General features: G+C 70.1%; 14 protein-coding genes. 6 read left to right on the top strand and 8 right to left on the bottom strand.

Translation table 11 applies throughout. The features are described from left to right. Window positions 1-30 precede the first annotated feature (30 nt). From pstC to pstB, 3 genes are read left to right on the top strand one after another with little or no spacing between them, the layout of a single operon-like run. Window positions 31-966, top strand: a complete 936-nt coding sequence (pstC, locus tag LSF15_RS17010; RefSeq protein ID WP_232499757.1) for a phosphate ABC transporter permease subunit PstC — start codon at window positions 31-33, stop codon at window positions 964-966. After that, window positions 966-2,057 (top strand): phosphate ABC transporter permease PstA, encoded by a 1,092-nt coding sequence (gene pstA / locus LSF15_RS17005; protein WP_232499756.1) that lies wholly within the window; start codon window positions 966-968, stop codon window positions 2,055-2,057. Before pstC ends, pstA begins: the two co-directional genes overlap by 1 nt. A 24-nt stretch (window positions 2,058-2,081) precedes the next feature. Further along, the gene (pstB, locus tag LSF15_RS17000; protein WP_232499755.1) at window positions 2,082-2,861 is read left to right on the top strand and encodes a phosphate ABC transporter ATP-binding protein PstB; all 780 of its coding nucleotides are present in this window, start codon (window positions 2,082-2,084) and stop codon (window positions 2,859-2,861) included. Window positions 2,862-2,906: 45 nt separating this feature from the next. Here the strand turns inward: pstB and LSF15_RS16995 are convergent, their stop codons facing one another. Then, the gene (locus LSF15_RS16995; RefSeq protein WP_232499754.1) at window positions 2,907-3,794 is read right to left on the bottom strand and encodes an aminodeoxychorismate lyase; all 888 of its coding nucleotides are present in this window, start codon (window positions 3,792-3,794) and stop codon (window positions 2,907-2,909) included. A gap of 175 nt (window positions 3,795-3,969) precedes the next feature. Beyond that, a complete protein-coding gene (locus LSF15_RS16990) occupies window positions 3,970-4,608 on the bottom strand; it encodes a DNA-directed RNA polymerase subunit beta (protein ID WP_232499753.1) in 639 nt (212 codons plus the stop codon). Window positions 4,609-4,743: 135 nt separating this feature from the next. Between LSF15_RS16990 and LSF15_RS16985 the strand changes: the two genes are divergently transcribed. Both LSF15_RS16985 and LSF15_RS16980 read left to right on the top strand, forming a co-directional pair. After that, complete coding sequence (locus tag LSF15_RS16985; protein WP_232499752.1) at window positions 4,744-5,436, top strand: LppX_LprAFG lipoprotein; 693 nt, start codon at window positions 4,744-4,746, stop codon at window positions 5,434-5,436. Between the two features lie 29 nt (window positions 5,437-5,465). Then, a complete protein-coding gene (locus tag LSF15_RS16980) occupies window positions 5,466-6,989 on the top strand; it encodes an MFS transporter (RefSeq protein ID WP_232499751.1) in 1,524 nt (507 codons plus the stop codon). A gap of 565 nt (window positions 6,990-7,554) precedes the next feature. Here LSF15_RS16980 and LSF15_RS16975 read toward each other — a convergent pair. Together LSF15_RS16975 and LSF15_RS16970 are read right to left on the bottom strand one after the other, a co-directional pair. Continuing rightward, window positions 7,555-8,226, bottom strand: a complete 672-nt coding sequence (locus LSF15_RS16975; RefSeq protein ID WP_232499750.1) for a response regulator transcription factor — start codon at window positions 8,224-8,226, stop codon at window positions 7,555-7,557. Next, window positions 8,219-9,523, bottom strand: coding sequence for a sensor histidine kinase (locus LSF15_RS16970; protein WP_232499749.1), 1,305 nt, complete (start codon window positions 9,521-9,523; stop codon window positions 8,219-8,221). The genes LSF15_RS16975 and LSF15_RS16970 overlap by 8 nt, the downstream gene beginning before the upstream one ends. A gap of 121 nt (window positions 9,524-9,644) precedes the next feature. Here LSF15_RS16970 and LSF15_RS16965 point away from each other — a divergent pair, with 121 nt between their 5' ends. Continuing rightward, entirely contained in the window at window positions 9,645-10,826 is a 1,182-nt protein-coding gene (locus LSF15_RS16965) for a hypothetical protein (RefSeq protein WP_232499748.1), read from the top strand. Between the two features lie 63 nt (window positions 10,827-10,889). On the opposite strand, the gene LSF15_RS16960 is transcribed toward LSF15_RS16965, so the two are convergent. The 4 genes from LSF15_RS16960 to sigK form a co-directional block, all read right to left on the bottom strand. Further along, window positions 10,890-11,072, bottom strand: a complete 183-nt coding sequence (locus LSF15_RS16960) for a YegP family protein (RefSeq protein ID WP_232499747.1) — start codon at window positions 11,070-11,072, stop codon at window positions 10,890-10,892. A gap of 163 nt (window positions 11,073-11,235) precedes the next feature. Then, window positions 11,236-12,285 carry an LLM class F420-dependent oxidoreductase gene (locus tag LSF15_RS16955; protein ID WP_232499746.1) on the bottom strand — a complete coding sequence of 350 codons (1,050 nt, stop codon included), beginning with the start codon at window positions 12,283-12,285 and terminating at the stop codon, window positions 11,236-11,238. Window positions 12,286-12,389: 104 nt separating this feature from the next. Continuing rightward, complete coding sequence (locus tag LSF15_RS16950; RefSeq protein ID WP_232499745.1) at window positions 12,390-13,256, bottom strand: anti-sigma factor; 867 nt, start codon at window positions 13,254-13,256, stop codon at window positions 12,390-12,392. Further along, window positions 13,253-13,846: an ECF RNA polymerase sigma factor SigK gene (gene sigK / locus LSF15_RS16945; RefSeq protein WP_232499744.1), complete on the bottom strand. Its 594-nt coding sequence runs from the start codon at window positions 13,844-13,846 to the stop codon at window positions 13,253-13,255. Before sigK ends, LSF15_RS16950 begins: the two co-directional genes overlap by 4 nt. Between the last annotated feature and the right edge of the window lie 10 nt (window positions 13,847-13,856).

The raw sequence follows: 13,856 nt of genomic DNA, 5'->3' as shown, positions 1-13,856 counted from the left end.
ACCCACTCCTGATTCCGAGGATTGCGCCCCATGAGCACCACCGCCGCGATCAAGGCGAAACAACGGCCCGGCGACCGGGTCTTCTCCGGCTCCGCCGTCTTCGCGGGGTCGATGATCCTCGTGACCCTGGCCGCCGTCGCGATCTTCCTGATCGTGCAGAGCATCCCCGCGTTCTTCGCAGACAGCGAAGACGCCTCGATCCTGCCCGCCAACTTCTGGGCCTACGTCGGCCCCCTCGTCTTCGGCACGGTGTGGGCGGCAACCCTCGCGCTGATCATGGCCATCCCGGTCTCGATCGGCATCGCCCTCTTCATCTCGCACTACGCGCCGCGTCGCCTGGCGTCGGTGCTCGGGTACATCGTCGACCTGCTCGCGGCCGTCCCCTCCGTGGTGTTCGGCCTCTGGGGCATCGGCGTACTCGCCCCGGCCGTCCAGCCGCTGTACTCCTGGCTCGTCGACAACCTCGGCTGGTTCCCCCTCTTCGGCGGCCCGGTCTCGGGCACGGGCCGCACGATCCTGACCGCGGGCATCGTGCTCGCCGTCATGGTGCTGCCCATCATGACCGCCATCTGCCGCGAGGTGTTCCTGCAGACCCCCGTGCTCCACGAAGAGGCGGCACTCGCACTCGGCGCGACCCGCTGGGAGATGATCCGCACCGCGGTGCTCCCCTTCGGTCGCTCGGGCATCATCTCGGCATCGGTGCTCGGCCTCGGACGCGCACTCGGCGAGACGATGGCGGTGGCGATGGTGCTCTCCGCGTCGGGTGCCGTCACGTTCCAGCTGCTGACCTCGGTGAACCCGTCGACGATCGCCGCGAACATCGCCCTCAGCTTCCCAGAGGCCTACGGCATGAACGTCAACGTGCTCATCGCGACGGGCCTCATCCTCTTCGTCGTCACCTTCGCGGTCAACGCGTTCGCCCGCTGGATCGTCAGCCGTCGCAAGGAATTCTCGGGAGCCAACTGATGACCACGACGACGAAACCCGATGCCGTGACCGCGGTCCCGATCGAGAACTCGCTCACCGCGGGCCGCCTGCCCGCTCCGGCCCCGTGGATCATCCTCGGCGCCGCCATCGGCGTCGGCGCCGCCATCTTCGGCGTGCTCGCCCTCGCCGGCAACGAGTTCAACTGGGGCGGCGCGATCATCGTGGGCGCCCTGCTCTACATCCCGTCGATCTGGCTCTTCTCGATGCTCGTCGAAGGCCGACGCCGGGCGATGGACCGCCTGGTCACCGCCCTCGTCACCGGCGCCTTCGTGCTCGCGATGATCCCGCTGATCTCGCTGACGATCACCGTGGTGACCTACGGGCTCGCCCGATTCGATGCCGAGTTCTTCAACTCGTCGATGCGCAACGTCACAGGCGAGGGCGGCGGCGCGTTGCACGCCATCGTCGGCACCCTGCTCATCACCGGTGCCGCGGCGGTCATCTCGATCCCGATCGGCCTCATGACCTCGATCTACCTGGTGGAGTACGGTCGCGGCAGGCTCGCCCGGGGAATCACCTTCCTCGTCGACGTCATGACCGGCATCCCGTCGATCGTCGCCGGCCTGTTCGCCTACGCACTCTTCTCGATCTTCCTCGGCCCGGGCACCCGCACCGGTATCGCCGGCAGCGTCGCGCTCGCAGTGCTGATGATCCCCGTCGTCGTGCGGTCGAGCGAGGAGATGCTCCGGCTCGTGCCGAACGAGTTGCGCGAGGCGGCCTACGCGCTCGGCGTGCCCAAGTGGCTCACGATCGTCAAGGTCGTGCTGCCCACCTCGATCGCCGGCATCACCACCGGCATCACGCTCGCCGTCGCCCGCGTGATCGGCGAGACCGCGCCGCTGCTCATCGCGGCCGGCTTCACCGCGAGCATGAACTACAACCTCTTCGACGGCCGCATGTCGTCGCTGCCCGTCTTCGTGTACACGCAGTACGCCAACCAGGGCAACCCTCCCGAGGCCTACCTCGATCGCGCGTGGGCCGCCGCCCTCACGCTCATCCTCATCGTCATGGCGCTGAACCTCATCGCCCGACTCGTCGCCCGCTTCTTCGCACCGAAGTTCGGCCGCTGATCCGCACGCCCAGTTAGGAAACCCGTGTCCAAGCGCATTGAAGTCAAAGACCTCAACGTCTACTACAGCAAGTTCCTCGCGGTCGAGGGGGTCAGCCTCGAGATCGAGCCGCGCAGCGTCACCGCGTTCATCGGCCCCTCCGGATGCGGCAAGTCGACGTTCCTCCGCACGCTGAACCGCATGCACGAGGTCATCCCCGGCGCTCGCGTCGAGGGCGAGGTGCTCATCGACGGCAACAACCTGTATGACGCCGACGTCGACCCGGTGCTCGTGCGCCGTCAGGTCGGCATGGTGTTCCAGCGTCCGAACCCGTTCCCGACGATGTCGATCAAGGAGAACGTGCTCGCGGGCGTGAAGCTCAACAACAGCCGCATCTCGAAGTCCGACGCCGACGAGCTGCTCGAGAAGTCGCTTCGGGGCGCGAACCTCTGGAACGAGGTCAAGGACCGCCTCGACCGCCCCGGCTCGGGCCTGTCGGGCGGCCAGCAGCAGCGTCTCTGCATCGCGCGCGCCATCGCGGTCTCCCCCGAGGTCATCCTCATGGACGAGCCCTGCTCGGCCCTCGACCCGATCTCGACGCTCGCGATCGAGGACCTCATCGAGGAGATGAAGCAGCAGTACACGATCGTGATCGTGACGCACAACATGCAGCAGGCCTCGCGCGTGAGCGACAAGACCGCGTTCTTCAACATCGCGGGCACCGGCAAGCCGGGCAACCTCATCGAGTACGACGACACCACCACGATCTTCTCGAACCCGTCGGTGCAGGCGACTGAGGACTACGTCTCGGGCCGCTTCGGCTGAGCCTCTCGTCGGTCGAGTCGCGCGAAGCGCGGATCGAGACCCGGTTCAGTCGCGCGGACTCTGCAGGTACGCGTTGAACTCGCGGGTGGCCTCTGCGTCGTACGGCACGGATGTCGCGTCGAGTGCCGTGACGCCGACCGCGAGCCGCACGCTCGACAGGAGCCAGATCGCATCGGCCGACCCGAGCTCGGCCACCGGGATGTCGCGGTACTCGGTTCGCCGGCCGGTGCGCTCGAGGTACCCGAAGAGGCTCAGCTGTGTCGTGCCGTGCAGGATCGCGCCGGTCGGAGCGGGGGTCGAGTACACGTCGTCGTGGCGCAGGATCACGCTCGACGTCGGCCCCTCCATGACGTAGCCGTCTGAGGAGATGAAGATCGTGTCGTCGGCTCCGCGGCGCTTCGCCTCGCGGAGCGCCGCCATGTTCGTGGCATAGCTGAGCGTCTTGGCGCCGAGCAGCAACCATGGCGCCTTCCCCGCAGCGTCGCGCGCGTAGCCGCGGTCGAGCGTGACGACGCGCACCCCGTGCTCGCGGGGGCCGCTGAAGTCGGCGGCGGGCGTCGCGTGCAGCCACGCCGTCGGCGCCGGACCGTGCTCGACGCCACGGCTCAGCACGAGCTTGAGCGCGAACTCGCCGTGCGCGGGAAGTGCGGCGGCGGCCCGGGCGATGGCGGCCTCCCACTGCGGCAGATCGGGCTCGGGAAGCTCGCAGATCCGCGCCGAGTTGCGCAGTCGCTCGAGGTGCGCGCGTGCCTCTTGCGGGTGCCCGTCGCTGACGGCGAGGGTCTCGAAGATGCCGTCGCCCCGCTGCGTCGAGAGCTCACCGACGCGCAGTGCCGGCTCTGCGGCATCGACCTCGCGGAACGTCGCTTCGATGTCGGTGACGGTCTCGCCGGCGGGCAGCGGCTCGATGAGGAGGGTGACGGTGTCGGGCATGCTCCGATGTTACGGGCAGCCGGGCAGGGATAAGGCCGGCCGCAGAACGCCTCTCGGCGCGAGGCCGCTCGCAGCGGCGAATATTGGAGCCCGGGGTTATGCGGCCGGCCTCGACAAGTGTAAACGAGGTCGACCCCCTCGGCATTCCCGAGCGAGCCGAACGGCCGCCGATCGGTCAGTCGAGCGAGTCGCGGCGCCAGAGTCGCGCGCACGAGGCGAACTCGTCGGCGAGTTGGGTGAGGCGCAGGGCGCGGGTGGTGAGCGCCGCCGAGCGATCGGGATGCGTCGTGTCTGCGGCATCCGCATCGTCTGCAAGGCTCGCGAACCCGGCCGCCGACACGCGCGCGAACGCAGCGGCCCGTTCGAGGGCGACCGCGAAATCGCCCGTGAAGAGCCCGTGCAGGATGCGATCGGCGAGCTCGACGACCTCGTCGGGGCCGGCGGGGATCGCCGCGCCGGCGACCACCTGGTCGATCGTGTGCGACACCTCGGCGCCGCGCTGGAACGCGAGCGCCTGCCCGCCGGGGTCCTGCCGGATGAGCGCACGCAGCAGGTAGACGCGCCACAGTGCGCCCGGCAGGCTCTTCGCCGACGCGTGCGACCAGAGCTCGGCGATCGCGTCGATGCCGTGCTCGTCGGTGTAGGCGACCAGCCGGGCGACGACGTCTGGATCGGGATCCTCGCGCACCCGCGCCAGCAGTGCGGCCGCGGTGTCGTGAGCGACGCGGCTGACGTGGGCCGGGTCTTCTGCGCCGAGATAGCCCTCGAACATGGTCGGCGGGAATCGAGTGGGACGGTGGTAGTCGGAAGCCATCGCGCGCCACGTTACTCCGGTCGGCTGCGACTTCGCCGATGATGTGATGCCCCCGTCCGGCCTCTGTCAGATTCCTCGGCCAACCGCACGAGTGCCACCACCGCGCGGAGGCGGCTCAGCCGGTATAATGCGGCCATGCAGACCCGCCGTGTGGCGATCTTCGCGCCTCTCGTCGCCGTCGTCGCCCTCGTTGCAGGGTGCACCGGCCAATCGTCAGGGGATTCCCCCGACCCCGCCACCGTGTTGCAAGAGTCGAGCGAGACCACCAAGGGGCAGACCAGCGCGCATCTCGAGCTGTCGGTCGAGGGCCAGATCGCCGGGCTGCCGGTCGAGTTCATCGAGGGCGATCTCACACAGACTCCAGCGGTCGCCGCCCAGGGCACACTCGACATGGAGTACCTTGGCCAGCGGCTCGAAGGGGTCGAGTTCGTGGTCTCCGACGGCGACCTCTGGGCCGCGATCACGTCGGGAAGCAGCCTGTCGAACTTCGGGCCGGCATCGAACATCTACGACGTCGCGGCGATCCTGGACCCCGACGCGGGGCTGGCCAACGTGCTCGCCAACTTCTCCGATGCCGAGGTCGACGGCCGAGAGACCATCGAGGGCGTGGACTCTCTACGCATCACGGGCAACGTCACCGCGGACGCGGTCAACGAGATCGCCCCGCAGCTCGGGGCGACGGAACCCGTGCCCGGCACCGTCTGGATCTCTGAGGCCGGCAACCACGAGCTGATGCAGGTCCGGTTGGAGCCCAGCCCTGGGGACAGCGTCACCATGACCCTGTCCAAGTGGGGCGAACCGGTCACCATCGACAAACCGGCGGTGTGATGCACGGCCCGCCCCCGGCCACCGGGCGGGTGTCGACCAACCGCCGCATCGCGATCAGCGCGGGCAGTCTCGCAGTGGCACTGGGCGCGCTCGACACCTACGTCGTCGTCACGATCATGACCGACATCATGCGCGACGTCGGCATCGGCGTGAATCAGCTCCAACGGGTCACCCCGATCATCACCGGCTACCTGCTCGGCTACATCGCGGCGATGCCGCTGCTGAGTCGGGCGTCGGATCGCTTCGGGCGGAAGATGCTCATCCAGGTCAGCCTCGCCGGCTTCGCGCTCGGATCGGTGGTCACGGCACTGTCGACCGATCTCACCGTGTTGGTGGTCGGCCGCACGCTTCAGGGCGCTGCCAGTGGCGCGCTGCTGCCGGTGACGCTGGCCTTGGCCGCCGAACTGTGGGCTGCGCGCAACCGCGCAACTGTGCTCGGCGGTGTCGGTGCCGCACAGGAACTGGGCAGCGTGCTCGGCCCGGTGTACGGCATCGCGCTGGTCGGACTGTTCCAGCATTGGCAGGCCGTCTTCTGGGTCAACGTGCCGCTGGCGGTGATCGCGATGGTGATGATCCACTTCAGCCTGCCCGGCCGGCAGAGAAGCGATACCCCCCAGAAGGTCGACGTGGTCGGCGGTCTGCTGCTGGCGATCGCGCTGGGCCTGGCCGTGATCGGGCTGTACAACCCCAAGCCCGACGGCGAGCTGGTGCTGCCCAGCTGGGGAATGCCGATGCTGCTCGCCGCCGCCGTGGCGACCATCGCGTTCTTCGTCTGGGAGAGGTTCGCCCGCACCCGCCTGCTGGAACCGGCTGGTGTGCACTTCAGACCGTTCCTGGCAGCCCTTGGCGCGTCGTTGGCGGCCGGCGCAGCGCTCATGGTGACGCTGGTCAACGTCGAGCTGTTCGGTCAGGGTGTGCTGGGTCAGGACCAGAACCAGGCCGCCCTCCTGCTGCTGCGCTTCCTCGTCGCGCTGCCGGTCGGGGCGCTCCTCGGCGGATGGTTGGCCACCCGGATCGGCGACCGGATCGTCGCGTTCACCGGCCTGCTCGTCGCCGCCGTGGGCTTTCTGCTGATCTCGAGATGGACCGTCGATGTGCTGACGGCTCGACACGATCTCGGACTGTTCACTCTGCCGACGGTGGACACCGACCTGGCGATCGCCGGCCTCGGTCTCGGGCTGGTGATCGGTCCCCTGACATCGGCGACCCTTCGGGCGGTTCCGGCCGCCCAGCACGGGATCGGGTCGGCAGCAGTCGTGGTCGCCCGCATGATCGGCATGGTGCTCGGCATCGCGGCGCTGAGCGCATGGGGCCTCTACCGGTTCAACCAGCATCTGGCCGGCCTGCCCGCCAGCACGGGCGGCGACACACTCGCGGAACGGTTGGCTGCCGAGGCCGACCGGGTGCGCGAGGCGTACGCCCTGCAGTACGGCGAGATCTTCTCGATCACCGCGATCGTGTGTGTGGCGGGCGCGGTGCTGGGCCTGCTGATCAGCGCGCGTCACGAGTCTGCCGAGGAGCCGGAGTCAGACGCCGCGGGGGACCCCCGGTAGCGCTCGAGCCCATCGCGCCGGCAGCCGGAGCGCCATCGTCAGGGCAGCGGCGCCGCGACCTCGGCGCGCATGTCGGGGATCATGGAATCTCGCCTCGATGGGGCGTTCATCCAGTCAGTTGATGATCTCGCCTGGACGCGCTCACTGCAGATTTCCGCCCAGACGATGTCGCGCCTGCGACGACGATGGTGCCCCCACAGGGACTCGAACCCTGGACCCACGGATTAACCTGCTGCACTAGGTTTCCCTAGCCACCGTGCGAAACACGGCTTGCAGTCTGGACTATATCTTCACCTTCGACCGAATCGTTCAGGTGCGCCGCGTGTAGTCTCTGAGGTTCCCTTGCGGTTACCTGCTGATTGCCCAATCCCTCGGATTGTCACTGCCTTGCGGCGAGTACCTCGGGCTCTCAGGGTGTTCCAGCATATAGCGGCGGTCATCCAACGCATTTCTGCGCTGGCGCTCCATTTTGTTGTGTTGAAGTCCGTTGCTCTAACCAACTGAGCTATAGGGGCATCGACCACCCTATCAGCGGGCCTCCATTCGTGATTCCTCGGCGTCGCCGTCACCGCGACACGAACCCGCGCTCGTACGCCCAGATCACCACGTGCACGCGATCGCGCAGGTCGAGCTTCGCGAGGATCGCCTTGACGTGCGTCTTGACGGTGTTGCCCGTGAGGTAGAGCCGTTCGGCGATCTCGTCGTTGGAGGCTCCCGTCACGAGCTGGCCGAGCACCTCGCGCTCGCGGGCCGTGAACGGGGCGAGCAGCGACTCGGTATCGACGGGTTCGGGCACCGTGGCGACGAAGTCCACGAGACTCGCGGTCGCGCGGGGTGCGAGCACCGAATCGCCCGCGTGCACCGACCGGATCGCGTCGCCGAGCTCGTCGCTCGAGGTGTCCTTGGTGAGGAATCCGCTCGCTCCCGCCCGGATCGCGGCGAAGACGTACTCGTCGAGGTCGTACGTCGTCAGCACCAGCACCCGGGTATGCGGATGGTCGCGGCGCAGCAGCGCCGTCGTCTCGATACCGTCGAGGCGAGGCATCCGCACGTCCATCAACACCACGTCGATGCGGTGCGCGCGGGCGAGTTCGAGCAGTTCGGCGCCATCGGATGCCTCGGCGACGACGTCGAGGCCGTCGTGCACCTCGATCATGGCGTGCACCGCGGAACGGATGAGCGCCTGGTCGTCGGCGATCGCGACGCGGATGCGTTCGGTCGCGGCCGTCTCAGTCACGGGATTCCTCGGGCGTCAGCGGAAACGTTGCGATCGTCAGCCATCCGCCGCCCTCGCGGGGTCGGCTCTCGAAGCGCCCGCCGACGTGCTCGACCCGGTCATGCATGCCCCGGATGCCGCGGCCGGCGCCACCCGGATGCGACGCGGCATCGGGCACCGTCGGGACGCCGTCGTCGGTGACCGCGACGGTCAGCTCGTCGTCGCCCCATGTCAGGCGCACTGCGCTCGATGTCGGCGGCCGGGTGTGGCGCAAGGTGTTGGTGAGGGATTCCTGGATGACGCGGTACGCGGCGAGCGCGACGCCGGGACTGACCGGCCCCTGCGCGCCCGACGAGCTGAGCACGACCGATCGGTGCGGGCCGGCGGCGCGTTCGACGAGGGCGGCGACGTCGTCGAGCCCGGGGCTCGGTTCGCGCGGCGGCGGGACGGGCGCGTGCGCGGACGCGGTCGCCCGCACCGCAGTCGGTTCGGCCAGCACCCCGAGCAGGCCGCGCATGTCGGTCATCGCGGCACGACCGGTCTCGACGACCTGCACGACGGCGGCGCGCGAACGCGCGTCGTCGCGGCCCTGCAGCACGCGGGCGGCCTCGGCCTGCGCGACCATGACCGCGAGCGAATGCGAGATCACATCGTGCAGCTCGCGCCCGATGCGGCGGCGCTCGTCGGCGACGGCGGCGCGGTCGGCCTGCAACCGGATCTCGGCGGCCTGTTCCCGTGCGACCTCCTGCGCGGCGAGCTTGCGGCGGGATTCGCGGCGATAACGTCCGAGAGCCCAGGCAGCGCCGACCGAGGCGACGAGGAATCCGGCGAGTGCGATCAGCTCGCCCGGCCCGGCCGTGGGCGCCCACGGCACTGAGACCGCCGTCATCATCGCCGCGCCGACGAGGCCCACCACGATCGAGGCGACGTCGGCCAGGCGGTCGTCGCTCGCCGCCGCGGTGAACACGATCACGAGGAAGCAGAGGCTGCTCGGCAGCAGCACGGCATCGATCGGCATGCCGGGCAGGCTTGCGATCACGAGACCGAACATGCTCACGGATGCCACAGCCAGCGTTGCCCGCAACCAGCGGCGGCGCAGGGCGATCGTGACGTGCAGCACGGCGTACAGCGTGAGCGTTGCCACGAGCCAGCCGCCATCGTGCGGAAGACGGGCCGCCGCGAAGATCTCGACGAGCGTGAGCGGCAGCAGGGCCGCGGCGGCGGCTGCGGCCCAGACCCAGTCGGCGAGCGACGGCGGCCGCGACGAGCCGGCCCGGGCGATCGCGGGCGACGGTGGGGTACGGGCTGGCGCGGTCATCGCCCGACCCACGATAGCGGTGGGCGCCGGCGAGGGTCTCACCCGATCGGGTGAGGCGGCCCGGCGGGGCGACGGGCGAGGCTACGGGTGAACCGGCACCTGCCACGAGATCGGAGACGACATGTCGTTCACAGAGCACCCACCACTGCCGCGCGAAGCGCCCGACGGCGCCGTCGCACGACGCGATCGGCTGTTGCGGGCGATCGGCGCCCTCGCGCTCGTCGCATCGGCGGCGGTCGCGGGTCTCGGCCTCGTCTGGCTCTTCGCGCCCGAGTCGAACCCGTTCGGCACCGACGGGATGCTGAGCTCCGAAGGCACGTTCCTCGGACCCGAGGTCGTCGCCCTGACGGCGATCGCGACCGGACTCGCCGGTGTCGTGCTCGCCCTGCTGGCGACCGGCGACGCGCGGCCCGGCCTCGTCACGCCGCTCGGGTTCGCCTCGGGCGCCATTGCGATCGTGATGGGCACCGTGTTCGGGAGCATCGGCATCATCGCCATCGCGGGCTACCTGTTCGGGCTGCTCGCCGTCGTCGCCGGCATCGTCACGATCATCGTGACCCTGTTCCGCAGACCCCGACTCGGCGTGCCCCTGCTCGCCGGCCTCGCCGTGCTGGTCGCGGCATCCGTCTGGATCGCCGGCCTGACGGTCGAGGGCGTCGGCGACTTCGCGACCGCGTTCGGCTCCGCGCTCGCCGACGATGCACCCGGGCTGCTCGTCGCCGGCGTGCTGATCGCGGCGATCCTCGCGTGGTCGGCGCTCGCGGTGATCGCGCTGCGCACACGCCGCGGCGGGCGCGCATTCGAGGCCTGGCTCGTACGGCACCGCCGCGTGATCACCGTGCTCGCCGCGCTCGGGCCGCTGCCCTACGCGGTGGCACGCGCGACCTGGCTCACCCCGTGGCCGGTGTTCGGCCCCGATCGCGACGCGATGACCCCTGATGTCCTCGCGACCGGGCTCATGCTCGGCTCGGGTGCGGTCGCGGCGAGCGTCCTCACCCTCGGACTGATCCTGCCATGGGGCCGGCGGTTCCCGCGGTGGATGCCGCGCATCGGCGGACGCGCGGTTCCCACTCCCGTGGCCGTCGTTCCCGGCCTCCTGGCGGCCGCGGCGCTGTGCATCTCGGCCGTACCGATGCTCAGGATGATCGGTGACGTCGACGCCATCATCGACGGCGTGCTCCTGAACCTCGTGCTGCCGCTCTGGTTCTGGGGGCCGATGCTGGCCCTCGCGGTGTGGGCCTACGCGGCGTGGCGCGGCGAACCGTCCCGGATGCCCGCGGCAACGCCGCAGCGGCAGCCGTAGCGTCGAAGGCGCTGCCCGGGGTGATCCGCGACGCACCGGGCATCGCCGGGCGGGGTGTTCGAGCTAGTCGGTCTGGTCGTCGAGCGATGCGTCGGGCGCGTTGGTGCGCACCGATTCGATGCCGTTCTGCGCAGCCGCCTTCGTCGTGTAGGCCTGGGACGACGCGATGGTCTGCCCGTTCGCGGCCTTCAGCCGGAACCGGAACTCCCCTGCAGCGTCCTTGTAGAGCTCGAACGTACCCGCCATGGCGGCCCTCCCCAGGTGTTCCCTCGCACCCACGTCGCTGTGAGCGTGTACTCACGGTAGACCGCGAATCGCCTCGGCACCAGCATCGACCTGCGATTCACCCGGTTCGTTCACTCGCCGTTCACCGGTGGCGGACAGCGGCGAACGGATGTCTCCTCCCGCGTCACCCGATGAGCGCGCGGAACCCCGACATGAGGGCGACCCGCTCGGCCGACGACCGCGCGAGCGGGGTCACATTGAGGGTCGTGACCCCGGCCTCGGCGAATGCCGCCACGCGCTCGGCGACGTACGAGGCCGGGCCGATGAGCGAGATCGCCTGCACGAGTTCATCGGGAACCGCGGCGATCGCCTCGTCACGACGGCCCGAGAGGTAGAGGTCTTGGATGAGCGCCGCCTCGGCCTCGAAACCGTAGCTCGCGATGAGGTCGTTGTAGAAGTTCTTGCCGCGCGCGCCCATGCCGCCGATGTAGAGCGCGAGGTTCGGCTTGACCGACGCGAGCGCGGCGGCGACGAGCTCGGGATTCTCGGTGATGGCGAGCGCCGGGCTCGCGAAGACGTCGAGCGGCCCGAGGTCGGGTGCCCGCTTGGCGGCGCCCGCGGCGAGCGCCTCGCCCCACACGCCGGCAGCACGCTCGGGGTGGAAGAACATCGGCATCCAGCCTTCGGCGAGCTCGGCGGTCTGCTCGACCGACTTCTGGCCGAGCGAGGCGATCGTGATCGGGATGCGCTCGCGCACGGGGTGGTTGATGAGCTTCAGGGGCTTGCCGAGTCCGGTGCCCTCGCCCTTGGGGAGCGGGATGTGGTACTTCGCGCCCTGGTGCACGACCGGCTCGCGCCGCCAGGTCATGCGGCAGATCTCGATGATCTCGCGCGTGCGCCCGAGCGGGGCGTCGTAGCGCACGCCGTGGAAGCCCTCGATGACCTGCGGACCCGATGCGCCGATGCCGAGCTCGAACCGCCCGTCGGAGACGTAGTCGAGCCCGGCTGCGGTCATCGCGGTGAGGGTGGGCGTGCGGGTGTAGAGCTGCAGGATGCCCGAGGCGAGCGTGATCTTCGACGTGCGCGCGGCGAGGAAGCCGAGCTGGCTGACGGCGTCGAACGAGTAGGCCTCGGGCACCGCGATGCGGTCGATGCCCGCCTGTTCGAGTTCGGCGACCTCATCGGCCGCCTCGCGGAATCCGCCCGCGTAGTTCAGGAACATGCCGACGCGCATCGTCACTCCTCGTCGTGTGAAGGGGCGCCCGGGCAGATCGGCCGCGAGCACTCAGACCCTATCCGAGCACGTCGCGGCCGGGGCATCCGTTTGTGGGCCGTCGACTACGTGGGGATGACGACGATCGGTTCGGTGGTGGGTTGCGGCGAACCGCCCGCCGGTTCGACGGTGACGCCGACGGCGACACCTGGGACGAACGATCCCTCGAGCACCCGCCACGTCTCGTCGCCCGAGACGTCGAACGTGCCGGCCGATGCCGCACCCGAGTCGTCGATGTACCAGAGCTCGTACGTCTGGTCGGCCTCGAGCTCGGGCAGTCCGGCGACGACCACGCCGGAGCGCCCCTGGTCGGCCGATGAGACGAGCGTGACCTCGCCCCCGCCCGCGACCTCGAGGGTCTGCGACTGCGCGTCGGGTGCCGTGGCGAGCGCGGCCATCTCGAGCTGTGCGCCCCAACCGTTGGGGCCGGGCCATCCGACGCCGACGACGACGCCCGCGATCAGGACGATCGTCGCGGCGGCGACGCCGAGGATCGCACCGGGGCGTTCGAACCATCGGCGGCGGGCATGGGCCCGCGCCCGTCCGGCCGGGCGATCGAGCGGCGCCGCGGATGTCGCGAGCTCGGCCGTACCCGTCGACTCGGCGGTCGAGCCCTCGGCCGCGGTGGGTTGCGACGCCGCCTGCGGCAGCCCGTCGAGCTGCGACATCAGCCGCAGCTTGAGGGCGGGGGGCGGTTCGACGGGCTCGGCGAGGGCTGCGAGCACCGCCGCCGACTCGGCATAGGAGTCGGCCTCGGCGCGCAGCTCGGGCGACGCATCGGCGGCGGCATCGAACGCCGCGCGCTCGTCGGCGTCGAGCGCATCGAGCGCGTGCGCCGCGGCGAGCTCGTGCATCGCCTCGAGCGAGGCGAACTCGCGCGCCGGGCGCGACTCATCCGCGTGCTCGCGGTCGTCGTCTCGCGGCTCGGTCATGTCGTCACCCCCAAAGCGGATCTCAGTCGGATCATCCCGTCGCGCAATCGCGTCTTCACCGTACCCAGCGGAACCTCCAGCCGCTCGGCGATCTCGCGCTGCGTGAGCCCGTCGTAGTACGCGAGCGCCACGCACTGGCGCTGCAGTTGCGAGAGGTCGGCGAGCGCCTCGTGGACGCGCTCGTGCTCGACGCGCACCTCGACCGCCTCGGCGACCGTGTCGACCGGCACGTCGAGATCGCGAGCACCGATGCGCAGATCGCGGTCGTGGGCGGCCTGCGCCGCGCGGATTCGGTCGACCGCGCGCCGGTGGGCGAGCGTGAACATCCAGGCGAGCGCGCTCCCGCGCGCCGGGTCGAACCGGGTTGCCGTCTGCCAGATCTCGAGGTACACGTCCTGCGTCACCTCCTCGGCCTGCGCCGGGTCGACCACGAGCCGGCGCACGAGCCCGAAGACCCGCGGGACGGTGGTGTCGTAGAGCGCGGCGAACGCCTCCCGGTCACCCTCGCCGACCCGGGCGAGCAATTCGTCGGGTGTCGGCGCCGATGCCGGTGCGCCTGCCCCGCTGCCGTCGACCACGAGTCCAAGCATGTCAGATCGA

Source organism: Agromyces humatus (assembly GCF_021228295.1).
In the GTDB taxonomy this organism is placed as follows: domain Bacteria; phylum Actinomycetota; class Actinomycetes; order Actinomycetales; family Microbacteriaceae; genus Agromyces; species Agromyces humatus.
The sequence above is the reverse complement of the archived record's forward strand: the minus strand, read 5'-3'. Positions and strand labels throughout refer to the sequence as shown.